Annotated in this window: 15 protein-coding genes; 6 read left to right on the top strand and 9 right to left on the bottom strand. The window is 42.5% G+C overall.

Features of this window, described 5'->3' with window-relative positions:
• Positions 1-124 precede the first annotated feature (124 nt).
• The 6 genes from MCON_RS14870 to MCON_RS14845 form a co-directional block, all read right to left on the bottom strand.
• The gene (locus MCON_RS14870; protein ID WP_013720762.1) at positions 125-3,874 is read right to left on the bottom strand and encodes a S8 family serine peptidase; all 3,750 of its coding nucleotides are present in this window, start codon (positions 3,872-3,874) and stop codon (positions 125-127) included.
• A 146-nt stretch (positions 3,875-4,020) separates the two neighbouring features.
• A complete protein-coding gene (locus tag MCON_RS14865) occupies positions 4,021-7,842 on the bottom strand; it encodes a S8 family serine peptidase (protein ID WP_013720761.1) in 3,822 nt (1,273 codons plus the stop codon).
• 372 nt (positions 7,843-8,214) lie between these two features.
• Positions 8,215-9,879 (bottom strand): ABC transporter ATP-binding protein, encoded by a 1,665-nt coding sequence (locus MCON_RS14860; RefSeq protein WP_202795807.1) that lies wholly within the window; start codon positions 9,877-9,879, stop codon positions 8,215-8,217.
• Between the two features lie 26 nt (positions 9,880-9,905).
• Positions 9,906-11,072, bottom strand: a complete 1,167-nt coding sequence (locus MCON_RS15430; RefSeq protein WP_052297599.1) for a radical SAM/SPASM domain-containing protein — start codon at positions 11,070-11,072, stop codon at positions 9,906-9,908.
• A complete protein-coding gene (locus MCON_RS14850) occupies positions 11,041-12,549 on the bottom strand; it encodes a radical SAM protein (RefSeq protein WP_013720758.1) in 1,509 nt (502 codons plus the stop codon). The genes MCON_RS15430 and MCON_RS14850 overlap by 32 nt, the downstream gene beginning before the upstream one ends.
• A 631-nt stretch (positions 12,550-13,180) precedes the next feature.
• Entirely contained in the window at positions 13,181-13,711 is a 531-nt protein-coding gene (locus tag MCON_RS14845) for a hypothetical protein (protein WP_013720757.1), read from the bottom strand.
• A gap of 271 nt (positions 13,712-13,982) precedes the next feature.
• Here MCON_RS14845 and MCON_RS14840 point away from each other — a divergent pair, with 271 nt between their 5' ends.
• Positions 13,983-14,162 (top strand): hypothetical protein, encoded by a 180-nt coding sequence (locus MCON_RS14840; protein ID WP_048132675.1) that lies wholly within the window; start codon positions 13,983-13,985, stop codon positions 14,160-14,162.
• Between the two features lie 241 nt (positions 14,163-14,403).
• Positions 14,404-15,306, top strand: a complete 903-nt coding sequence (locus MCON_RS14835) for a cyanobactin maturation protease PatG family protein (protein WP_013720755.1) — start codon at positions 14,404-14,406, stop codon at positions 15,304-15,306.
• Positions 15,307-15,762: 456 nt separating this feature from the next.
• On the opposite strand, the gene MCON_RS14830 is transcribed toward MCON_RS14835, so the two are convergent.
• Positions 15,763-16,644 carry a tetratricopeptide repeat protein gene (locus MCON_RS14830; protein ID WP_013720754.1) on the bottom strand — a complete coding sequence of 294 codons (882 nt, stop codon included), beginning with the start codon at positions 16,642-16,644 and terminating at the stop codon, positions 15,763-15,765.
• Positions 16,645-17,236: 592 nt separating this feature from the next.
• On the opposite strand from MCON_RS14830, the gene MCON_RS14825 reads away from it, so the two are divergent.
• Both MCON_RS14825 and MCON_RS14820 read left to right on the top strand, forming a co-directional pair.
• Positions 17,237-17,776, top strand: a complete 540-nt coding sequence (locus MCON_RS14825) for an ATP-binding cassette domain-containing protein (protein ID WP_013720753.1) — start codon at positions 17,237-17,239, stop codon at positions 17,774-17,776.
• 241 nt (positions 17,777-18,017) lie between these two features.
• On the top strand, positions 18,018-18,920 hold the full coding sequence (locus MCON_RS14820) for a cyanobactin maturation protease PatG family protein (protein ID WP_013720752.1): 903 nt from the start codon (positions 18,018-18,020) through the stop codon (positions 18,918-18,920).
• A gap of 291 nt (positions 18,921-19,211) precedes the next feature.
• Here the strand turns inward: MCON_RS14820 and MCON_RS14815 are convergent, their stop codons facing one another.
• Positions 19,212-20,018, bottom strand: coding sequence for a hypothetical protein (locus MCON_RS14815; RefSeq protein ID WP_162145033.1), 807 nt, complete (start codon positions 20,016-20,018; stop codon positions 19,212-19,214).
• 757 nt (positions 20,019-20,775) lie between these two features.
• Between MCON_RS14815 and MCON_RS14810 the strand changes: the two genes are divergently transcribed.
• Positions 20,776-21,267 carry an ATP-binding cassette domain-containing protein gene (locus tag MCON_RS14810; RefSeq protein ID WP_013720750.1) on the top strand — a complete coding sequence of 164 codons (492 nt, stop codon included), beginning with the start codon at positions 20,776-20,778 and terminating at the stop codon, positions 21,265-21,267.
• Positions 21,268-21,508: 241 nt separating this feature from the next.
• A complete protein-coding gene (locus MCON_RS14805; protein WP_013720749.1) occupies positions 21,509-22,411 on the top strand; it encodes a cyanobactin maturation protease PatG family protein in 903 nt (300 codons plus the stop codon).
• A 180-nt stretch (positions 22,412-22,591) separates the two neighbouring features.
• Here the strand turns inward: MCON_RS14805 and MCON_RS14800 are convergent, their stop codons facing one another.
• Entirely contained in the window at positions 22,592-23,536 is a 945-nt protein-coding gene (locus MCON_RS14800) for a tetratricopeptide repeat protein (protein ID WP_013720748.1), read from the bottom strand.
• Between the last annotated feature and the right edge of the window lie 232 nt (positions 23,537-23,768).

The following is a 23,768-nucleotide window of genomic DNA, read 5'->3' as shown; positions in this document are numbered from 1 at the left end:
CGAGCTCGGTACCCAGAATAAGGATTGATCTTAATAGCTTATTGTGTATCCGCATAGTTATCCTCTGTTATTTTCTATCGAACCATAAAATTAGTGGAGTGTGAAGGGCAACACCCACTCTATTTCATGGAGTAACCACTATCCCCACAGGATCGCTTAATTCACTCTCATTTCCTTCGCTGTTCACGGCAGAGACCCTGAAAGTATAGCTCTTCCAGAGTTCTCCTTTCATAGTATATTCGGGACTCTTTACTTCAGCAAGCTTCTCTGATGAGACACCTTTAAGGCGATACACATTGTAATGGTCGGCATCCTCTGAAGCCTGCCAGGTGAGACTTATATTGCCACTTGTCAAGATAGATGATACTGATTCGACTTTCTTTGGGTGATCAGCCTTCTCCTTTGGCAGCTCTGCCGTCATCTGTGCTACCTGCACTGCCATATCCGAACTGATATTGGCATCTGCGGTCGGCAATGGTGCCAGATCAGCGATCTTGATCTCTCTTTCGGTCACGCCATAGCTGCTTTTCGCTTTGATCTGGCATGTGCCGTACTTATGTGGAGCGGTCAAATTGATATAGCCTGATCCGTTGACCAGGTTCACTTTCTGAGATACGTTGTCGAATTCTACTGTAGCCTCAGCAGCTTTTTCAACCGGATTTCCGAACCGGTCCTGTAACTCCAAATCGACCGGAAATGATTTGCTGCGTTCGGTGATGTTATCGAAATTCAGACCAATGGATACAGGTTCTCCCGGCTCAACCAGCAGCGTAACTGGAACTGGTATCAGGTTTCCATCTTTTTCGGCAATGCCCAGGTAGGACCCAGACCGCTCTGGTGACTTGATATCAATTAGGCCATTGGCTTTAGCCTGATATCGATTTTTCAGATGATAAAATTCAAAACGGCCATAAGGATTGTTCATAAGAAGAAGATAAGTCCCGCTCTTGTGTATAGGTATGATATCGGTATGAGATGTATCAATCTCATCATATCTCCTCTTACCAAATATCAGTTCGTCGGCAGGGCAACTATCACTTGAGTTGAAGAACGCTCCTGGACCCCAATCCAACGTACCATTCTGATTTGAGTCGAAGAATATCTGTGGGAAATACTCTGTGTCATTGGAGCTGATCACAATCACATCTCCCTCCTCTGCCCAGAATGACCTTGAATTGAAGCCGAGATCTTCGCCTTTGATCTCGTCTCCCGTTGAGAAGCCGATTATACTATCCATATGAGTAGGTTGTATGGTCAATCGATCTACAGCCTTGGCTTTGAGTTCAATTGATTGAAAAGGCATTACGCTGACGTTTATGGTTACATTCTCTCCGTACATTTTTCCTGTAGAGACCACTTCATGCAAGACTATCAGGTTCAGCCCATCAGTAAGCTCGCCAGTAATGATTTCTCTGTTTTTTCCCGTGGATGTGTAAAATTTGTTGTAACTACCGCCAACACCTCGATCTCCATAAGGCAAGACATTGATTCCAGAGACCTGAGTACTGCGCCCATTCTCCTTTAGCACTTTCCGTTCAGGCACGTCTATGGGGGCCATTGCAGGAAATGGCCAAATCTCTGAGGCATTGAAGGTATTCTGCCCATAAAGATAGACGTCTATATCGGTATCCTGATCTTCCCATGTTACTTCGATGGACGCCAAATCGCGGCCCTCATGATATATCGGATAAAATCTTGTGTCCCAGAACTTACTAGGCTCAGCCTCGAACCTTCCATAGATCTTGGCGTTCTCATAAATCTCATTTGTATTATTTATTCTGATCTCGTCATGCCTGTATGTTGAGAAAGAAACAGGAATGCATTGTCTCTCTTTACCGTATTCTACGACTATCCTACCCTGATACACACCAGTGGTATTGGTTGTTGGTATTGAGATTCGGGAATGCTTCCCATTTAGATTCATTCCTATTTCCCATGTTTTCCAGTTGAAACCCTCCAAGATCACATTTATCTCATCGCTCTCGATCTTATCCCTTATTCTCAATATAGCGACGGCTCCGTCATTTGTTCGATCGTATGGATTATGGATCCTGGCCTCGGAAGTAAATCCCAGGCCCATATCCCTGGGCGGTGATACTATAGCTTCTAGTTCAGCATCTTGAGCCTCTCCATCGCCGTTGACATCTCTCCAATTGTAGAGATATAGGTCGTACCCTTCATATCTCTCCAATTTTGTGCTTCTTGCCTCCCTTTGATAATATGAGGAGATCTTCAGCAAATCGCAATCAAGCATGTCCTTTGGTAATTTAAAACGGATATCTTTGTTCGATGATTTCAGCGTTAGCTCCGATCTTTTATCTCTTATCAGCGTTTGGGGCCTTAGGTCGATCTTCTCACTGGAATAGTTTGTGATATTGAAATCAAACACTAGATCAGATCCGGCCTCGACAGGACTTGTTACCAATAGTGCCGGTTCAACCAGAACACCATCTTTTCCGGAAGCAATTTCTACTGCCCTCTTGGCATTTGCTATTCCGGAACCCTGAGCAAATATCTCTTCGTCAATGTCTGTAGCTGAGGACATGAGAATATCCCTGGCCTTTTCAGAGGTCGGGAATTTCCCGTGTGCATCTTTGTAGGCCTGGTAGATCAGAGCGACAACTGAGGCGACATGCGGCGTTGCACTACTGGTTCCACCACCCATATCATTCCATGCAGTTTTGCCATTGTGGGTTTCGAACAAGGGTAAAACTCTGGGTGCAAGATAACCAACCGCCAAAACATTCGGCTTTATTTGTCCCAGAGCGTTAGGACCGCGAGAGGAGAAGCTAGCTAAATCCCCGCTATACGATGAATTATTCCACCAGAGGTCGTAGATCGCGCCTGCATTGATCACATGTTCACTTGATGGGGAACTACAGGTACCATATCCAGATCCGTCGTTTCCGTTTGCAGTTACAATTGTCGTAGATGGCGAGATAATAGTAGTCAGATACTCCAGGAAGGCCGAGCCTTCGTCTGCCCCCTTGTTGAATAGGTACGAAAAGCCCCCGCTTCGGTTTACAACATCGGCCTCGTCTCCTGTATTTGGGACACCGTCAGATCCTATTGATGTGAGTAGGTAGAGAAGCATGTCACTTTCTATCGAATTTCGCACAGGCATTATTTTTGCATCCGGAGCGATGCCTTTGATATTTCTCCCCTGAGCAGCAATTATACCGGCACACATGGTTCCATGACCGGAGTCATCATACTCAAATGCAATCAGTTCTCCATTCTTCGGTATTTTTGCCTTCTCCCCATAGAGTATTTCCGAGAGTGGCAGATGCGTTTTTCCATCCGCTATGAAATAAATCATGCCGCCAGACTCATCCGGATAGCCGTCATTTTCCCTGTCCCAGTATGAGATCTCATCGCCCTTTCTACAGGGTTTGTCATCTCGAAAATCATGATTATTATTCAGATCCACGTACACGGTGTCATAAGTGTTAGGAGTTCTTTCGTCTTCTAATAGGACCTTAATAGGCTGTCCGTAAAATTGAGCAAGGTGACTATCAGGATGGGCTCCAATATGATAGATGCCGCTTTTGCTGGTCCCGGTTACTTGATAGCCGCTCACATTGGTGGACGTAGTATCTGCATATTGGCTTTGGACAAGGAAGTTCTCCGAGCCTTGAATGTAATGGGCTAGAGAATCGATATCGATCACCAACGGCCATCCATAGTAAGGTGAGCTGGCATTGGTGACTCGGGCCTGAGTCCCGATAAGGTCAGGAGTGGCAAAATCTACGCCACTGTCCATTACAGCTACCTTCACACCCTCGCCTGTATAGCCCATATCCCAAGCATCTTCGACTCCGAGTTTGTCTAAGCCATTATATGCATTGTATAACGCAGGATTACCGCTCTCCATCGCGCCTGAAGGTAGTATTACTAATCCAATTAACGACAGAATAAGGATTGATCTTAATAGCTCATTGTGTATCCGCATAGTTATCCTCTGTTACTTCTATCGAACCATAAAATTAGTGGAGTGTGAAGGGCAACACCCACCCTATTTCATGGAGTAACCACGATCCCCACAGGATCGCTAAGTTCACTCTCATTTCCTTCGCTGTTCACGGCAGAGATTCTGAAGGTATAACTCTTCCAGAGTTCTCCTTTCTTAATATATTCGGGACTCTTCACTTCAGCAAGCTTTTCAGGGGCACCATCTTTGAGGCGGTACACGTTATAATGATCAACTCCCTCCGAAGCCTGCCAGGTAAGTCTTATATTGCCACTGTCCGAGAGGACCGATACCGATTGAACTTCTTTAATCGAGTCCTTCTTTTCATCTGAAGGCATAGTTTCTTTAGCTTCAGATATCGCTTCTGCGCTCCCTGGGCTGTTGATGCTGGTATTACCCGTTCCATTAAGGGCTTTATCAGCGATTTCAATATCTTTTTCCGCTATGCCATATTGGCTCTGCACTTTAACCTTATATCTTCCTGCTTTATTAGGCGCTGTTAAGTTGATCGATCCAATTCCTTTTACAAGATCAACCTTCTTCGTAGCGTCGTTAAACTCTACCCCGGCAGTTGTTGTATTTTCGACTAGGTTGCCAAATTTGTCTTGTACCTTCAGCGTAACTTCGAAGGGCAGGCTCCGATCAGTATGGTTCACGGCGTCTAAACAGATAGACGTCGGCTCCCCAGCCTCCACCGTCAGTTTAACAGGAATAGGAATGAGAGTTCCACCCTTTTCTGCTATCCCCAAATAGGCCCCTGCTTGTTCGGGCACTTTGATCTTTATTGATGCGCTAGAATTATTCTCGTATCGGTTTTTCATATGATATAATTCGAGACGGCCGTAAGGATTCATGACCAGAAGGAAGTAAGTTCCTTTTTTATGGATTGGTATTAGATCAGTATAAAATGGATTTATATCATCATACCTCTTTTCGGCGAATATTAGCTCGTCCATCGTACTACTGCCATTTAATCTGAAGTACATATCGTTACCCCAATCCATAGTTCCATTTTCGTTTGAATCAAAGAATATCTGTGGCGAGTATTCAGTATCGTTGGAACGTATAATTATCACATCTCCTTCTTCCGCCTGAAAGGCCTTCGGGCTGAAGCCAAACTCCTCGCCTTTGACCTCTTCAGCACCGGAAAAGCCTATTATGCAATCTATTCCAGGCGGCAGGAAGCTTATTATATCTCCAGCTTTTGCTTTGAGATCTATTGGCTTAAAAGGCGTGACATTGATGTTTATTGTCACGTTCTCTCCGTATTTCTTGCCTCCTGAGAACACTTGGTCGATAACGATAAGATTTAGACCTTCTGTCAATATGCCGGATATCACTTCTTTGTTCTCTCCCGTGGATGTGTAAAACCTGCTATAGCCTCCGCCAATATATTTATCTCCGCGAACAATAGCGTGGAATCCTCTGATCATCATGCTATGCCCGTTTTCTTTTAAGACTCTCAGTTCGGGCAGCTCTATGGGTGGGGTTGTAGGAAATTTCCAGATCTTTGAAGTGTTAAAATCATGTCCTCCATAGAGATAAACATCGATATCTGTATTTGGGTCTTCCCATGTAACATCAATGGTTGCTAGATCGTGACCATGGTGATATATTGGATAGATTCTTGAATCCCAGCACCTTTTGCCTTCTCCTTCGAATCTTCCATAGATCTTTGCATTTTCGTAGATATCCGCAGTATTGTTTATTTGGATATCATCATTTCTGTGTGTTGAGAAAGATACAGGGATACACTGCCGCTCGCCATTGTATTCTAAGAGTATTTTTCCCTGATACATTCCGGTGGTGTTAGGCATTGGTATTGAAACGTGGACATTATTACCATCGATATTTATTCCGATGTTCCAAGGTTTCCATTTGTATGTCTCAATCACCACATGAACCTCATCGTTCTTGATTTCACCTCTTCTTTTCAGGCCAGCTACGATTCCGTCACCCGATCGTTCCACAGGATGATGCATTCTCACCTCGGAAGTAAATCCGAGACTCACATCATCAGCGACTACAGCGATGGCTTCAAGTTCGCTTTCTTGTACCTCTCCATCTATGTCCCTATCTTCCCAATTATATAGATAGATATCAAAACCCTCATATTTATCCAACTTCGTGCTCCTGGTATCTCTGGGATAATAAGAGGAGACCTTTATCAGATCACAGTCAAGCATATCACTATGTATTGGAAAGAAGGCGTTTTCCTCTGTCGATTCAAATGACAAGTTTTTTATTTTGTCCTTTATGAGTATCTGTGGCTTTAGATCGATCGTCTTACTGGAGTAGTTTGAGATCGTGAAGTTGAACTTCAGGTTAGATCCAGCCTCAACAGGCTTTGTAACAAGTAGCGCAGGCTCAATCAGAACTCCATCATCCCCTGATGCGATTTCAATCGCCTTTCTGGCATTTACGATCCCTGAACCCTGGACGAAGACCTCTTCATCGATGTCTGTGGCTGAGGACATGAGGATATCCCTGGCCTTCTCAGATGTGGGGAATTCTCCGTATTTCTCTTTGTAAGCTTGGTATATCAGGGCCATAACTGCTGCAACGTGTGGTGTTGCGCCGCTAGTCCCTCCACAGTTATTGTTCCATGCAGCTTTGCCACTATGAGTATCCCACAAAGGTAAGACTCTAGGTGCGAGATAGCCAGTAGCCAACACATTAGGCTTGACCTGACCCAGGGCATTTGGACCACGAGAAGAAAAACAGACTACATCCTCGCTATAGGAAGAATTATTCCACCACAGATCATAAATTGCACCAACGTTGATTACGTGCTCACTCGATGGAGACTGACTGGTGCCGTATCCCGATCCATCGTTTCCATTCGCAAAAATCATGGTTGTAAATGGCGAAATGTTAGTAATTAGATATTCTAAGAAGGTTGAACCCTCGTCAGCACCTTTGTTGAAGAGATACGAAAAGCCTCCGCTTTTGCTTATAATGTCCGCTTCATCTCTCGTATTTGGAACTCCATCATAGCCGAGTGAAGCGAGGAAATAAAGAAGCATGTCGTTCTCTCTCGAATTTTGAATCGGTATGATTTTGGCATCCGGAGCTATTCCCTTGATATTTTTTCCCTGAGCAGCTATTATTCCAGTGCACATTGTTCCATGAGAGCCATCATCGTAATGGAAGGCAACCAACTCACCATTCTTAGGTATTTTTGTGTCTTCACCGTAAAGCATTCTGGATAGGGGCAGAGGCGTCTTGCCATCTGCTATGAAGTAGATCATGCCTCCCGATTCATCTGGATAGCCATCGTTATCTCTATCCCAATAGGATATCTCATCCCCTTTCCTGCATGGTTTATCGTCTCTGAAATCATGATTATTGTTCAGATCGACATAAACTGTATCGTATATATTGGGGCTTTTCTCATCGACCAGGAGAACCTTCACAGGCTGGCCATGAAACTGGGTGAGATGCATATCGGGATGGTCGCCAATGTGGTAGATGTCACTCTTGCTAGTTCCCGTCGTCTGGTAGCCTCTCACATCGGTTGAGGAGGTATTCGCATAGCGACTCCGAATAAACAAGTGATTTGAATCTTGCTGATATTGTATTAGAGAATCCAGATCGATCACGATTGGCCAGCCATAGTAAAGAGAGCTTTTATTCGAAATATGGGCCTGAGTCCCTATGAGGTCTGGAGTGGCGAAGTCTATGCCGCTATCTATTACCGCTACATTTACCCCCTTGCCTGTATAGCCCATACCCCATGCATCTTCGACTCCAAACTTCTCCAGCCCTTTATAGGCATAATAGAGAGCAGGATTGCCGCTCTCTATTGCGCCTGAAGGTAATATTATTAATCCTATTAACGATAGAATATAGAAAAATTTTTTACTCATCATAAAAGTACCTCCCTTGATATAGTATGCCGATGGATATGACCTTTAGACGATCTTCTTATGGGTTGATTCATTGCATATACTGAAACGAGCGCAAGCAGTGCTATTAATTCTAATATTGATAGCCTGCTATAGGCTTGTCCAGCTTCCGCTAATCCATTTCGTTCACTCATCAATACCACAATCACTACTTCGACATGTGATAGAGAGCTATCAAAATTACTCTACCTAAATATGCCATTTCAATTGTCCCCGACACTCTCTTGTCGCTTTGCTTACGGCGTTTGACGAGATACGATGCATAACGATATAAATTTTATGGTGAGTCATGTGGGCAAGCTCTCCTGACAACTACAAATAAAGATAATACGTCATTTATGAAAATATTGCTTTTGACAAAGGTACTTCGAAGGAATGATGGACGTGGTTTTCGCGTCTACTTTCCTGTCCTAAATCGATTATATTGCTGTCTTGCTCTATTTCGCTCGGATTATGTGTGATAATGATGATTGTTTTTTTATTCTTAAAGTTCTTAATGACTTCATTGATCGACTTTCTTGAGTCTGCGTCTACAGACTTCGTCACTTCATCCAGAAGTACTATCGGGGAGTCCTTCAAAACTGCCCTTGCCAATGCAATCTTTTGCTTTTCCCCGCTCGATAGCTTCAATCCGCCCTCTCCAACCTGCGTTTCATACCCCTGTGGCAAACTCGTTATAAACTCGTGCACTCTAACTAACTTTGCAGCTTTGATGATCTCTTCTTTAGACGCCAATAGGTTACCTATGTGAATGTTCTCATAAATGGTGCCATCAAACAGATAGGGATCGGAAAATATCATGGAGACGTTTTTCCTCAAATCTTCTCTCCTTACTTCGAAAATATCCTGTCCATCAATTGTGATTTTTCCTTGCTCTAAAGGATAAAAAGAACACAATAATTTGAGGATAGTAGACTTCCCTGTCCCGTTATCTCCTACTACATAATTCAAGCCCTTCTTAAAGGTAGCATTAAATCGCTGGAGGATGGGCCTATTGTCGTAGGAGAACCAGACATCATTAAACGTTACAGAGCCCTCTTTCACTACCAATTCTTTATCGCCTCCCTTGTCCTGCTCTAGCTCAAATATATTCTTTACTCTGTCGAAGGCGGGCGAAGAGCTCTTATAATACGACCATAAGAAAGCAAACTGTGAAATGGGGCCGAAGACGAGAGCGACATTGGTCATGAAAAGGGTAAACGTGCCTATGGTCAAAGAACCTTGTATTACCATCGGACCACCGAAAAGGATAAGCAAAGCTATAGGTACTCCGTAAATTAGAGAATTCACAGAGGATCCCATTGAATTATTTTTTGTATAATCTATGGATACATCGTAGTAATCCTTCATCTGTTCATTGAACTTATCTCGAGACCACCTTTCAAGGCCAAAGACCTTTATCAATGGTATCATTGTAAGACTTTCTTTTAGAAATGAATATATTGAGCCGGTTTTCTCGAGAGATATCTTTTGCGTCTGTTCCAATCTTTTTCCAAAAAATAACATAGGAAGAAGAAAGAACAATGCTGGAGTTGTTACAATAAGAGTTAGCTTCCAATCATAGAAAAGCATTATGGTAAAAGGTGTAATTATGCGTGCCACATTAACAACAAACTGTGGAACTATCTGAGTAAATATAATTATAGCTGATCTAGTATTGGCCACGATGCGACTAAGAAGGTCTCCTACCTTCATTTCTTGGGTTTTTTTAATATATGCAGACTGGACCGCATCGAAGGCCTCTTTGGTCACATCATTGAATAGAACCAAATCCAATTTTCCTTTGCCATAGCCAGAGAGGTAAGTCGAAACCGCCGAAATAATGTATGTTGCGGCGGTCCCCAAAAGGATGTAACCGAATAGCTCGGTCCTTCTGCCTATAAAGACATCATCTATTAGAGATTTTGCCAGCAACGGACTGACGAAAGTAAAGAGCATGCCAATAAACTCCAAGACGAGGAGGAACGCTAGAGTATGAGCATGCGGTCTAACAAACTTCATAAAGAAATACTTATAACTATGGTCCATTAATACCACTCTCCTTCTTTTGGATTGTAACTGCACAGCCGCTTACCATCTAATTTTCCTGTTAGATTTTCTTCCAAGGCCCTACAGTCAGTACAGGCGTATCTGAACTCGCAACCGGTACATCGATCTATTTTATCTAAATTTAATCCCCAAAATTCATATATGCTTCTCCATTCTTTCTCGAAAACAGTATAAATCTCACTATTTCTCACATTGCCAAATTTATGACGCCTCATTAGTGGACATGGAGTAACATTCCCGTTGTGACATATTGCTAATGTATGGCCTAGACAAGGGTGGTATTCTATATTATCCAAAAACTTATACATATTTACTGGCATAATCTTGTTTTTTGACGTTAATACTCGATTATTTGATAAGAATTTTCTGTTTCCGATAATGTAGTCCTTCATTATATTTTTCCTTTTTAAGCTATTTGTATCTCCCCCTCTCCCAGGTTCTACCACCAAGAGCATTAATAGATTTTCATATTGGGCACCATTTAAGTCATCAGTTTGGACTATCACTTTAGACATATTGTCCAAATTATCCAATTTCTCGGAGGATATGCTTTGCTGATGTAGAATCGTATAGATATTGCTGAATTTCCTACTTGCATAATCTAAAATCTCCAGAGTATTATCCCAAGCCAACGTCAAATCTCCTCCTGTTATAAAAATGTCTCTACAGCGTAGGTCCCTTAGCCCGTCTATAACAATTTTCCATTTTTCTATACTTAAAGCACTGCCATTCTCTTTCCATTTATTACAGCCCATGCAGCCTAAGCTTCTTTTAATCCCGTGATAACCGCAGAACCAACAATCTCTATTACATGAATTATTTATCTCTAAGAAGGCTCTATGAAGGTCCGGTGGTTCAATCGGGTTGAGCGGATTATATTTATTCTCACGAGAGCCTACCCTCAGTTTCTGTACATATATTTTATTAGGATAAAAATTTCCTAAACAAAGCTGTTTAAGCTCATTAAGTAATTTTTCATCCCCGCTAATTGGGTCATTTTTTTCACAAGCTGTCACTAACTTTGTTTCTTGTTGATTTAGAGCGTATATTTTGGTATCTATTAAATCGAAGATAGCACCGCATCTCTCCCCCCTTATGAGATAGCACTCTGGGTTAAGTCTGAAATACATTTCGATCATCACCATAGTATTTTTTTATATTTTTATGCTTATAATTACTTTCTTCAACAAATTCTGGATATATCTCGGCTATATTAAATGACCTAGCAAAAGAGGCTTTCTTAATAGATTCGATATTTTCGCAGACCGTTGAAGATGGTGAAAACCCATTATCAGTCATGAAATTCTGGTAACAATAGGTACATTTTCGGCTAACCTTACAACTTGGGCATTTATCCATGCTTCTAAGATAACCCACAATTAATTTGCTAATTTTTTCAAAATTTAATCCATCATTCACATTTCCAATAGGAAATGAGCTATTTACCCTCTCGCACGCATGATAATTACCATATACATCTACAAATAGCTTTCTTCCTGGTATACATGCGCCAGTAAATGGCATTATTAATGGCTGGATATAGATTGATACACTTTTAAAAAGATCCTCTCCAGGATCCAAACCGACTAATTTATCGAAAAATGAGAGTTTTTCTTTCCCTCTTTGAAGGTTAAGGTCCTTATAATAGCAGGATCTAGCTCTTTCTAACTGCCCTAAAAAGGCAGAATAATCTTTCTCCGTAAACTGCTCATAGTACCTACACCCCTCAATATTATTAACTAAAGCTATACGCGCTACAGAAGGGATGTCATTTCTATTGAAGAATTCTTCGCGCTTAAAAAGATCGCTTTTCCAATCAAAAACTGGCATACAATAGATTTCTTTATATCCTTTCCTAATAATTCGAGTCACATTCTTAATGACATCTCTGAATGATCCTTTTCCATTTTCATAAATTCTAAGCCTGTCATGCTCGTCTTCCGGTCCATCTAAACTAACAAATATAATAAAATCATGCTCCATAAGCCAATTTGCTCTTTTTTTATCTAGCATACTTCCATTTGTTGTAATAGTGTATATAATTTCATAGTCATTATAGATACTTTCTATATATTCTATACATTTTTTTATCAATCCAAAATTTAATAAGGGTTCGCCTCCGTAAAACCCCAATGCGGGTTTTCTTATAGGATTATATTTCTTTCCCTCATTTAATAGTGAGATAAAATAGTCTATTGCTTTCTTTGCAGTATCAAAATCCATATATTTATCGGAATAGCCGCGGTTATATTCATAAAAGTCGGAAAAGGAACAATATCTACATCTAAAATTGCAATCTTCAGTAGTGCATAATGAAAGTTGTGAGAGACAATGCGCAAATAAATAACTTTTTATTTCTGATTTGTCAATTTCCTTTGGGATTTGAGATTTATAGTCGGGAACATGAATTTTCTCCCATTTTTTTAACCAATTGTAACAAAAAGAAATATCATCACAATTAAAATCATCTTTTAGTCGTTCAATGACCATTTCTTTTGATACAGAGTTAAGTTTTGAAATCTCGCTTTTTACGGCCCTCATAGTTGATGAGAATGGAATAAACAGGCCTTTTTCATCGTCCCATGCATACATATTTTTTGCCATAGTCTCAAATTCCAACATGTTTCTTCACCATCCATCTCATAACTTCGATGTTTGAAGCCCATTTCAGGGGATCCGTATTCATTCGCACTTGTACAATAGCGAACCACAACTTCGTTAATTTGGTTAAATATAAGGAAGGAATATCTGTAACGATCGTTACAGATACCGTCCTCCTTATATTGCTCCAGGGTGCCTACCAGTTACCAGCATTCCATTGAGCGTTCATCTGGTTGTATCCAAGGCTACCACTGCAACCACATGAGAGACAGCAGGGTGCTGGGGCATTTTCTCCTGTTCCAGCTACTGTTTCTCCTTCAAATACTTCCATTTCTTCCATACTCCGTTCTTTTTAGTCGGGGATTTGACCCCGCCAAACTATCCAATTGTCGCACTCCTATATAAATTTTAGTTTTTGCATAAAAAGTAAAAGCGATCTATTTAAATAAAAGCAATTTTAGAGCCAAAATCCAGTAGATTATTATCGATTTTGCAGTTCAAATATGAAATATAAATCTTAAGTAAAATCTCATCCGAATCCAAATATTAATAAAGCATTAAAGGTAATATAAGTGATTATTAAGCCTTCTTTCTCCTTAAATATTCACATTTCACGTCAAAACTCAATAGGTGTTAGAAAGCCTTTACCCCATCACTTGAGTATCAGCATTTTCTCCCCTCTCTGCGCGCCTGGACATCTCTGGATCTCAAAGCATCGCTTATCAAGGCACTTCACCAGACGCGTGAACTGGGAGGGGCTAAGCCCCAGATCGCTCTGAAGCTGCTTGAAGGCCTGCGATCCCCCGTAATCCTTTAAAAGCTCCTCAAGCCTCTTGATCCTGTGTGCCGTCGCTCTGCCATGAGAAGTCCTCTTCTTCTCCTCCATGGCGCTAATTCTTTGCTCCAGGATCTGAATGGTCAGGTCCATTTCGAGCATCTTCGCAGAGACCTCAAACGGCACACCGGCTTGCTTGGAAATATCCCCCTTAAGATCTAGTGCGCCGTTAACAGAAGCAACAAGATCCCGATCGGGTTCCGGAGTGCTGCTCAGGTCTCTTAGCTTTGCCAGTAACTGCTGTCTCTCTTCTCTAAGATTAAGAAGCTCCTGAATCAGTCTCTTTTGAAGAGCAATGGGATTTATGCATATTTCGGAGTATTGCTCCTCAGCAGGCGATAAAGCCATTGTGCTCATCCCCTTGATATGCGCCCAATAAAAATGCCGCAGACGTTGGATTCCGTCTTTCCCTTGACAACAGCGTTTGGTTCCTCTAAAATTAGAATGTGTGCCAGCTCTGTCTTCTCAATCATTACATCCCACCAAATTGTTAAACGCCGCTTTCCCTGGCTCTATTTTTCATAGAGTTATGACAATATATGAACCTTTCGATATTATGTATCATCATTTATCTCAATAAGAAATTTAATAAGCTTACAGCATAACTCTGCCGAAAGCTTTGGCGAAGAAAGCATTGGCCCCTTCTCTGCGATCGATTTCATTGAGAGCGCCGCCTCTGTCCAGCCAGTGTCTTCTGAATGATGGGCACATCTCTGAGAAGGGGACTCATGAGGAGCTGATGGCTTTGAAGGGAGAGTATGCGCAGCTCTTCGGGATACAGGCAATGAACTACAGATGATAACCTACGATTAAAGCTTTCGGATAGCGGTTTTTCGGAGATCGTTCACTAAATGTGAACAAATTATTCATCAAATATGAGCAAAATAGTTTATTATTTGTGAACAAAATCGGCAAATATTTAATCTATCAAGTCTACTTAGTGTTTGGCGGGGTAAAACCCCGACTAAACCGAATGGAGCAAAAATCGTGAATAGCAGTCTCCTCTTGGCTGCAAGAATCACAATAGGGAGATGAAATATATGGATCAATCAGTCCAAGAATCGTCATCAGCACAGCCACAAAAGAAATGCTCAGCCTGTTCGGCGAAATCCTCTCCAGAGGGCTCAAAGACCAGTGGAAATGAAAAGAGCGAAAATAAGGGAACTTGCGGTTTGAAATCCCTCCCATATGTCTATGTTCTGGGACAGATTGAAGCTCGTTTCCCTAATCGATCGATAGAAAAAGAGTACGTTCAGATCCTCGAAAGATCGAAGTCTGCTAATTTTGAGCATCAGCAGGCCTTCTACTCTGTTCTGTCGCAGCCCGAAAACAGGTATCTAGCACGAAAGCTTTCCTGGATTCTCACCAAGGAAGGAGTGCCGATTTACATTCTGCTACCCACAGGCCCTGAAGATCTCGATATCTTATTGGATGCCATCCGACCATCTGCATGCTCCCTGGATAGACAGGTGGTAGTAGGTCGTAAAGGCCCGGTAGCTCCTCCAGAGATGTGCGGGCAAGAAGTGCCCATGGTACTTGTTGATCATCTCTATTCCCTTGAATACAACAACTTCATGAAGTCTATCCATCCAGAACTGGTCGCCGATGAGAAATTCAAAGCTGCTGCGTTAGAACTGTTCCGAAGGATGATGCAGATAGCAGATAACACTGGATCCACAGAAAAACATCGGGCACTCAACTACCTAGCTGTACGCTATCTCGCCATATATTCTACGGCTGCAGAAAAGCTTGAAAATAGCTTTTCACTAACTTCGGCAGAAGCCATTCCCTCCAGATTAAGCGATAGTCGCAAGATAATATCAGTGGTATTCTCTTTCACTAACAGAGAGACTGGTATCATGGAGAAATATTTCGTTAGAGTGGACGTGACTGAGGAGTTTCCATTCATTGTCACCAAGATGGCGCCATACTACGACAGGTGAATAAATAAACGGAGGTGAAAAAGGAATGGCAAATTGCTGGTGTCGCCTAGCCGAAGGCAGTTGCGAAGGCTATGGAAATGGATTTAGCACAACAGGTGAAGCCTGTTGGTATGCTAGAACGCACGCATACTCCTATGGTGTGCCGTGCACCTTACCTTCCTGGCCTAGCGTCCGCCAGGAAGGATGTATCTAAATCGAAAGGAGGGAAATCCTCCTTTCATCATTTTTTGACTATCTCTGCTAATAATTTCAGCAATCGTTCATCACTAACATCAGAAAAATAAAAAAATTAGCTCTGATGCATAGTTAGTGATCCAGAAATAGGGTATGGTTTTCAGAATGTGCCTGTTGTTAACGATCTCATAAATATGTTCCGAGGAAGACATCATGAGAAGATCGGTATCCAGTTAAGCGAACTTCAGCGGCAGATCTAAATTTCAACCCATAATTGATTCACTACCGATGCATAAGCATCTTTGCCTCCGAGAAGGCTGCATTTGCTTCAGAATTTCGACCTAAAGCCTCCAGTGCAAGGCCTTTGCCTTCCCATGCATAAGAAGCTTCTTTTGGAGCTATTTCTATGACCTTATTGTAGGCCTTAATTGATTCCTCGTACTTGCCTATGGCCTTGAATATATCGCCCTTAGCAGTCCAAGCGCCGAGAGCGTAATCAGGTGAAGACATCTCAATAACCTTATCATAAGATTTTATCGCCTCTTCGTATCTGCCCATCTTTTCGAGAGTAATGCCTTTTCCCTGCCAAGCTATGATGTCCTCGGGGTTTTCCTGGATAGTGTTATCATAGATCTCCAGAGCTTTATTGAAGGCCTTGATAGCCTCCTCGTGCCTACCTGTTTTATTCAGAATATCGCCCTTCTCTACCCAAGCTCTAGCCATATGGGGATCCATTTGAAGAACTCTATTGTATGCATTGAGAGATTCGTTGTATCTGCCTAAGTGATATAACTCATCTGCCATTGTACCCCAAGCCTGAATGCTCTTGGGATCGATTTCAATGGCGGTCTCATAAGCTTCTATGGATTCATTATGCTGTTCCAAGCCGCTTAAAATAATGCCTTTCGAGAGCCAAACCATTATATCCTTTGGATTCAGTTCGATGGCTTTATCATATGCTTTAACGGCCTCTTCATAAGATCCTTTTCTCTCTAGCTCTTGGCCTTTTTTATACCAATCTTCAGCAATCATCTCCTGCGCCACAGCAGAAACGCAAAGGATGACCAGCGCAATCATGACAAGAGCAAATCTGGCTCTTACTGCGAATTTCGGCGGTTTATTGCCAGTTCCTCTCGCTCCCACTCGCCCAATTCTTTCTTTCATTTAAATGCCTCCGTTTTCAGTACACACCCGCAGGGCGACTGAAAAATCAATTACCCCAAGTGCAAAGCTCTCACTGCCCCGCACCCCACTCTGCCGATATATATCACGGCATTTGACGTTGTTATGCTCAACGTATATAAATCATACCAATATTACGCCTGAGTTCTGCCTAAAATGCCATATATATCACAGATTATGATTAACTGCGGTTAGGCAAGGGCTGATAGCACCATTAGAAGATCGGTACTCTTTGGAAGTTTTTACATTTTCATATAAAACCTCGCATATCGCGATGTAAAACCTGGACTAAATCAGACTTCAATTAACTGCCCGATTGAGAAATTAACGTCTATTTATCCTCCTTCTGTAAAAAGAATTTACGATTTGCACAAAATTTTGCCGACCGCCAAGGCCTCCCCGGAGTTCCCCTGCCGCACCTCCCTCCACACCCCTCAAGGACCTGAAGAATGCACACGCGAGGATAACGTAGTTGCATCAATGGATATGATCTGGTCGTCTTGTCGCAGAGGATCAATATCCAGTCCCTATGAGCATGTATAATCCGCAGACCTGACAGTTCATTTTGCAGAGCATGAGGTTTTCAGATCTCAGATGCGAGAAAAGCGTGCTCTTCCAGTATTATGCTCAGTATAATCTCAGCCTGGCCGAGAACATATGGCTGGGCAGTGCCGATCGGCCTCTGGACATGGGCAAGGTAGCCAAGGCCGCGAGGGATTCTGGCGTGGATAGGATTCTAAAGCGGCTTGAGGCTGGTTACGAGACTACCTTAGGAAAATGGTTCGATAACGGCACGGATCTGAGCATAGGAGAGTGGCAGAAGGTGGCTTTGGCCAGGGCGTTCATCCGGGATTCCCAGATTATAATTATGGACGAGCCCACCAGCTCCCTCGATCCCAAAGCCGAGGCGGAGGTGTTCGCCAAGTTCAGGGAGCTTGCAAAAGGAAAAACGGCCATCGTCATAGGCCACAGGTTGTCCACCGTCAGGATGGCGGATTGCATATATCTTCTGAATGATGGACATATCGCAGAGAAGGGCACTCATGAGGAGCTGATGGCTTTGAAGGGAGAGTATGCGCAGCTCTTCGGGATACAGGCAATGAACTACAGATGATAACCTACGATTAAAGCTTTCGGATAGCGGTTTTTCGGAGATCGTTCACTAAATGTGAACAAATTATTCATCAAATATGAGCAAAATAGTTTATTATTTGTGAACAAAATCGGCAAATATTTAATCTATCAAGTCTACTTAGTGTTTGGCGGGGTAAAACCCCGACTAAACCGAATGGAGCAAAAATCGTGAATAGCAGTCTCCTCTTGGCTGCAAGAATCACAATACGGAGATGAAATATATGGATCAATCAGTCCAAGAATCGTCATCAGCACAGCCACAAAAGAAATGCTCAGCCTGTTCGGCGAAATCCTCTCCAGAGGGCTCAAAGACCAGTGGAAATGAAAAGAGCGAAAATAAGGGAACTTGCGGTTTGAAATCTCTCCCATTTGTCTATGTTCTGGGCCAGGTTGAAGCTCGTTTCCCCAATCGATCGATAGAAAAAGAGTTCGTTCAGATCATTGAAAGATCGAAGTCCACTAATTTTGAGCATCAGCAGGCCTTCCACTCTGTTCTGTCACAGCCCGAAAACAGGTATCTAGCTCGCAAGCTATCCTGGGTTCTCACCAAGGAAGGAGTGCCAATTTATATTTTGTTACCAACCGGCCCTGAGGATCTCGATATCTTATTGGAAGCCATCCGACCATCTGCATGCCCCCTGGATAGACAGGTGGTAGTAGGTCGTAAAGGCCCAGTAGCTCCTCCAGAGATGTGCGGGCTAGAAGTGCCCATGGTGCTTGTTGATCATCTCTATTCCCTTGAATATAATGACTTTATCAAGTCTATTCGTTCCGAATCGGTCACCGATGAGAAATTCAAAGCAATCGCAAGAGAGACATTCCTAAGAATGATGCAATTGGCAGACAACATAGGATCTACAGATAAACATCGGGCACTGAATTATCTATCTGTACGCTATCCAGCGATCTACGTCAAAGCAGCAGAAGAGCTAGAGCGCAACTTTTTGCTGACATCAGTGAACGCTATCTTCTCAAGGTTGAGCGATAACCGCAAGATCGTATCTGTAATCCAATCATTCACTAACAAAGAGACTGGTGCAGTAGAGAAATATTTCGTTAGGGTGGACTTAACCGAAGAGTTCCCCTTCATTGTCACCAAGATGGCGCCATACTACGACAGGTGAATAAATAAACGGAGGTGAGAAACATGCCATGTTGTACGTGCAAATGTTGGGATCCGGATGGATCCTACTACAACTATTTGATGTTGTGTGGCAGCAGTGTAACTGAGTGCCCAGATCCTAGAATGGATTGCGATGGGCCGCTCACTGAGTGTCATTGGTCTTAAGAGCGGGTTACCGAAGCCAATTCGATTAGAGATCTGAAATATCCTTTGATCGAAAGGATATTTCATATCTTTAAAAATTTTTTATCTTTAATGGCATACTAAAAAAGAAAAATCCCTTCGAAGGAATTTACCGCTTATGCGATTCTGCTAAACTTGCCTGTACTAGCACCCATCGTTGGTTCTCTAATTTAGGTATCTCCAAAGCAAATAGTTGCCCACTCCAATCCAACCCATCTTCATCCATGAAAATCCACGTGCTCCAGGCCAGAGGGCCATTTTGTCCACCACTAAGTCGGGTCCAATTTGCTTCTTTAAGTTGGTCAGAAAAGTAGATCTCTAATGCTGAGCTATTCATATCTGTATTTAATGTGGTTGATTCGATGGTACTTGTGCCCATATAATTGCCACTTGTACCGTACTGTCTAACACCAAAGGGTGCTACCAATTTGGGCAAAGGTTTCCTATAATCGTCGTCATCCCTAATACAGAGTGATTTTTCCTGATCGGTGTTCACATTCAGACGTACCTCAGTGGGACCTTCCCTGACAGTGTATGCACTAACGGTTAACGATGGGCTCAGGAGACCTCGACAGAAGGTAATGCGGTCACTGCCCCAGACGATTCCCCTAGATTGGCCAACTTCGCTCCAATTATTGTTAGCCAGACTTTCCCTATAGAAATCAAATACTTGTTCAGAAGTTTGATTAACGTCGAATAAGATATCTATACACGCTTCCTCAGTCACCATACTACCAAGTATTTTTGCATTTTTAGGTATGGGAAGTTCTACTGGCATTTTATCAGGAAGCTCTCCAACAAAGACTTGCGTATTCTCTACATTAGGAACATCAGAGATTGGAGTTAGGAGACGTATTGCCAAGGATAAAGGTATGTTGTCTGAAGGTACTTCCGTTGCTTGTACTGAAACGGACATAGAACAAGCTATAATTAAGATACAGAAAAGCATATGCATATTATAAAATGCCTTATCCACTCCTGCAAGAGTTATCTTTGCGCCAGACTCTACGATCCTTAATAGATTATGCTGCCTAGTGTCTATTAATCTATATTTTCTGTTCAAATAAATACCCCCTATTCAGTAACCCCTGAAGGATTACTGTCGAGTAGATTACTCAAGGCAACTAACTCCCACTAATTCTGCCTCGACTATTACAACAATCTCATCAAATATAAACTTAATCATCTCCTAGAATCGTAAAAACGGATTTGTCTCTATTTCGATATTTGCTTATCATGATGGGCAAAATATATAAGCTGGATGAGGACTGATAGCAGCATTAGAAATCAATACGCTCCTGAAGTTTTAACATTTTTTATATACAATTTCGAGCATCGCAATGTAAAATCTATACTAGATCAGGCTTCAATTAAAGGTCCAATTGAGAGATCAAAGTCTATTCACCCATCTTCTTCAGACAGAATTTACGATTTGCATGAAATTTGATCGACGACCAAGCTATCTTCAAGCTTCCCTGCCGCACCTCCCTCCACACCCCTCAAGGACCTGAAGAATGCACACGCGAGGATAACGTAGTTGCATCAATGGATATGATCTGGTCGTCTTGTCGCAGAGGATCAATATCCAGTCCCCATGTAAATCTGACCGTTCTTTTTGCAGAGCATGAGGATCTCAGATCTCAGACGAGAGATCAGCGTGCTCTTCCAGGATTATGTTCCAGTACAATCTGACTCTGGCCGAGAACATATGGCTGGGCAGTGCTGCTCGGCCTTTGGATATGGGAAAAGTCGCGAAGGCTGCGAAGGATTCAGGAGCGGACAGGGTTTTAAGGCGGCTTGAGGCTGGTTACGAGACTACTCTCGGTAAATGGTTCGATAACGGCACGGATCTGAGCATAGGCGAGTGGCAGAAGGTGGCTTTGGCCAGGGCGTTCATCTGGGATTCCCAGATCATAATTATGGACGAGCCCACCAGCTCCCTAGACCCCAAGGCTGAGGCGGAAGTCTTCGCGAAGTTCAGGGAGTTGGCAAAAGGGAAGACCGCCATCGTCATAGGCCACAGACTGTCCACTGTCAGGATGGCAGACTGCATATGTCTTCTGAATGATGGGCACATCTCTGAGAAGGGGACTCATGAGGAGCTGATGGCTTTGAAGGAAGAGTATGCGCAGCTCTTCGGGATACAGGCAATGAACTACAGATGATAACCTACGATTAAAGCTTTCGGATAGCGGTTTTTCGGAGATCGTTCACTAAATGTGAACAAATTATTCATCAAATATGAGCAAAATAGTTTATTATTTGTGAACAAAATCGGCAAATATTTAATCTATCAAGTCTACTTAGTGTTTGGCGGGGTAAAACCCCGACTAAACCGAATGGAGCAAAAATCGTGAATAGCAGTCTCCTCTTGGCTGCAAGAATCACAATACGGAGATGAAATATATGGATCAATCAGTCCAAGAATCGTCATCAGCACAGCCACAAAAGAAATGCTCAGCCTGTTCGGCGAAATCCTCTCCAGAGGGCTCAAAGACCAGTGGAAATGAAAAGAGCGAAAATAAGGGAACTTGCGGTTTGAAATCTCTCCCATTTGTCTATGTTCTGGGACAGATTGAAGCTCGTTTCCCTAATAGATCGATAGAAAAAGAGTATGTTCAGATCATCGAAAGGTCGAAGTCTGCCAATCTCGATCACCAGCAGGCATTCCACTCTGTTCTGTCGCAGCCCGAAAACAGGTATCTAGCACGAAAGCTTTCCTGGATTCTCACTATGGAGGGCGTACCGATTTACATTCTGTTACCCACAGGCCCTGAAGATCTTAACATATTATTGGAAGCCATCCGACCACCTGCATGCCCCCTGGATAGACAGGTGGTAGTAGGTCGTAAAGGCCCAGTAGCTCCTCCAGAGATGTGCGGGCTAGAAGTGCCCATGGTGCTTGTTGATCATCTCTATTCCCTTGAATATAACGACTTTATCAAGTCTATTCGTTCCGAATCGGTCACCGATGAGAAATTCAAAGCAATCGCAAGAGAGACATTCCTAAGAATGATGCAATTGGCAGACAACATAGGATCTACAGATAAACATCGGGCACTGAATTATCTATCTGTACGCTATCCAGCGATCTACGTCAAAGCAGCAGAAGAGCTAGAGCGCAACTTTTTGCTGACATCAGTGAACGCTATCTTCTCAAGGTTGAGCGATAACCGCAAGATCGTATCTGTAATCCAATCATTCACTAACAAAGAGACTGGTGCAGTAGAGAAATATTTCGTTAGGGTGGACTTAACCGAAGAGTTCCCCTTCATTGTCACCAAGATGGCGCCATACTACGACAGGTGAATAAAATTAACGGAGGTGAGAAAAATGGGAAATTGTTGTGCAGCATGTCGAGAACCTGATGGGACAATATACGATTTCACAAAGATAAAGAACGCAACTAGTTGCCCCCCACCGGGATATAGTAAGGACTGTTATCCTAATAGTACTGAGTATTGGTGGTGCTAGATGTAAATTGCCCTCCTATTTGGGGGGCAATTTTATATTTTGCGTAGCTTCGTCTTTTTGGTGCTGCTGTAAGGCATATTTAAGACCTGGATCTACAAGCCAGTTAGAAATAGACTTTGAATTTATTGTCAAGGTACGATCGTAAGATTTAGAGGATTTGTTATAGCTTCCCAAGCCTTCCACATCATGTATTGAAACGCTTAGGATCTGTTCTTTATCGCACCACAAATTCACTAAAATGGAGGCATTGTTCCCGGTCCAAACGGATTCCAGTTTCCTCGAGGCTCCCTTGGGCATCAATTCCGTTGCTTTATCAAAAGCCTCGACTGAATCGTTATACTCCGAAAGGTCGGCTTTTCTTATCCAGGCACCAATGGCCTTAGAAGAGTTTAGCTCAATGACCTTATTGTAGGCATTTATAGCAGCCATGCTTTTGCCTAATATTTCGAGACTCTCGGCCTTGTGCCACCAGGCATCTGCATCTCTAGGATTTCTCTCCAAGGTCTGGTTGGAGATTTCGATAGCTTTCTCGTATGATTTTATAGCATCATCATATTGGCCAAGATAAGCCAAAGCAGTGCCCTGCATTTTCCAAGCATCAATATTTTTTGGGTCTTTCTTCAATATATCATCGATTAGGTCAAGCGCCTTTTGGTGAGACTCCATGGACTCATTAAGCCTACCAAGGTATGTTAGGTTCAATGCTCTATTTATCCAGAGGCTATAATCTCCTGGATCGTTCTGTAATGCATCATCTTCGGCTTGATAAGATTCTCCAAAGGCTACATTGAATGTAGCATCACTTTTCATCATTCCAAAATCTGTTGTGTTCTCCTGTGCCAGAGTAGATGTACATATGATAGCCAGCGCTATTACGGCAAGGGAAACCTTATTTTCTAATATTCTTGGCAAGCTATCACCTACTTGCCTAATTTTAGCTAATATATATCTCTTGTTCAATTAAACACACCCCCTTATTTAATAGATCTGTATAAGGCAATCAAATCAATTATCTCGAAAGCCTCTACAACATCTTACCCTATAGCGTGGTATTATGTTCAATAGATATAAACCTTGCTAGAAATTATGCTATAAAAATTTTCGAATTAAGAACAATCGAATCTAGATGAAACTAATGGCAGCATTAGAAAAACTGACATTCTCTTGAAGTTTTTACATTTCCATACAAAAT

The sequence above is a fragment of the Methanothrix soehngenii GP6 genome, from assembly GCF_000204415.1.
In the GTDB taxonomy this organism is placed as follows: domain Archaea; phylum Halobacteriota; class Methanosarcinia; order Methanotrichales; family Methanotrichaceae; genus Methanothrix; species Methanothrix soehngenii.
The sequence above is the reverse complement of the archived record's forward strand: the minus strand, read 5'-3'. Positions and strand labels throughout refer to the sequence as shown.

What these genes read in the sequence shown, in the direction of transcription:
- MCON_RS14845 (WP_013720757.1), bottom strand. Translation starts at nt 13,711, where the DNA reads ATGGCTTTATCGCCTGCTGAGGAGCAATACTCCGAAATATGCATAAAT.
- MCON_RS14820 (WP_013720752.1), top strand. Translation starts at nt 18,018, where the DNA reads ATGGATCAATCAGTCCAAGAATCGTCATCAGCACAGCCACAAAAGAAA.
- MCON_RS15430 (WP_052297599.1), bottom strand. Translation starts at nt 11,072, where the DNA reads ATGGTGATGATCGAAATGTATTTCAGACTTAACCCAGAGTGCTATCTC.
- MCON_RS14815 (WP_162145033.1), bottom strand. Translation starts at nt 20,018, where the DNA reads ATGTCCGTTTCAGTACAAGCAACGGAAGTACCTTCAGACAACATACCT.
- MCON_RS14810 (WP_013720750.1), top strand. Translation starts at nt 20,776, where the DNA reads ATGTTCCAGTACAATCTGACTCTGGCCGAGAACATATGGCTGGGCAGT.
- MCON_RS14870 (WP_013720762.1), bottom strand. Translation starts at nt 3,874, where the DNA reads ATGGAGAGCGGTAATCCTGCGTTATACAATGCATATAATGGCTTAGAC.
- MCON_RS14860 (WP_202795807.1), bottom strand. Translation starts at nt 9,879, where the DNA reads ATGAAGTTTGTTAGACCGCATGCTCATACTCTAGCGTTCCTCCTCGTC.
- MCON_RS14865 (WP_013720761.1), bottom strand. Translation starts at nt 7,842, where the DNA reads ATGATGAGTAAAAAATTTTTCTATATTCTATCGTTAATAGGATTAATA.
- MCON_RS14835 (WP_013720755.1), top strand. Translation starts at nt 14,404, where the DNA reads ATGGATCAATCAGTCCAAGAATCGTCATCAGCACAGCCACAAAAGAAA.
- MCON_RS14850 (WP_013720758.1), bottom strand. Translation starts at nt 12,549, where the DNA reads ATGTTGGAATTTGAGACTATGGCAAAAAATATGTATGCATGGGACGAT.
- MCON_RS14825 (WP_013720753.1), top strand. Translation starts at nt 17,237, where the DNA reads ATGAGGTTTTCAGATCTCAGATGCGAGAAAAGCGTGCTCTTCCAGTAT.
- MCON_RS14830 (WP_013720754.1), bottom strand. Translation starts at nt 16,644, where the DNA reads ATGAAAGAAAGAATTGGGCGAGTGGGAGCGAGAGGAACTGGCAATAAA.
- MCON_RS14805 (WP_013720749.1), top strand. Translation starts at nt 21,509, where the DNA reads ATGGATCAATCAGTCCAAGAATCGTCATCAGCACAGCCACAAAAGAAA.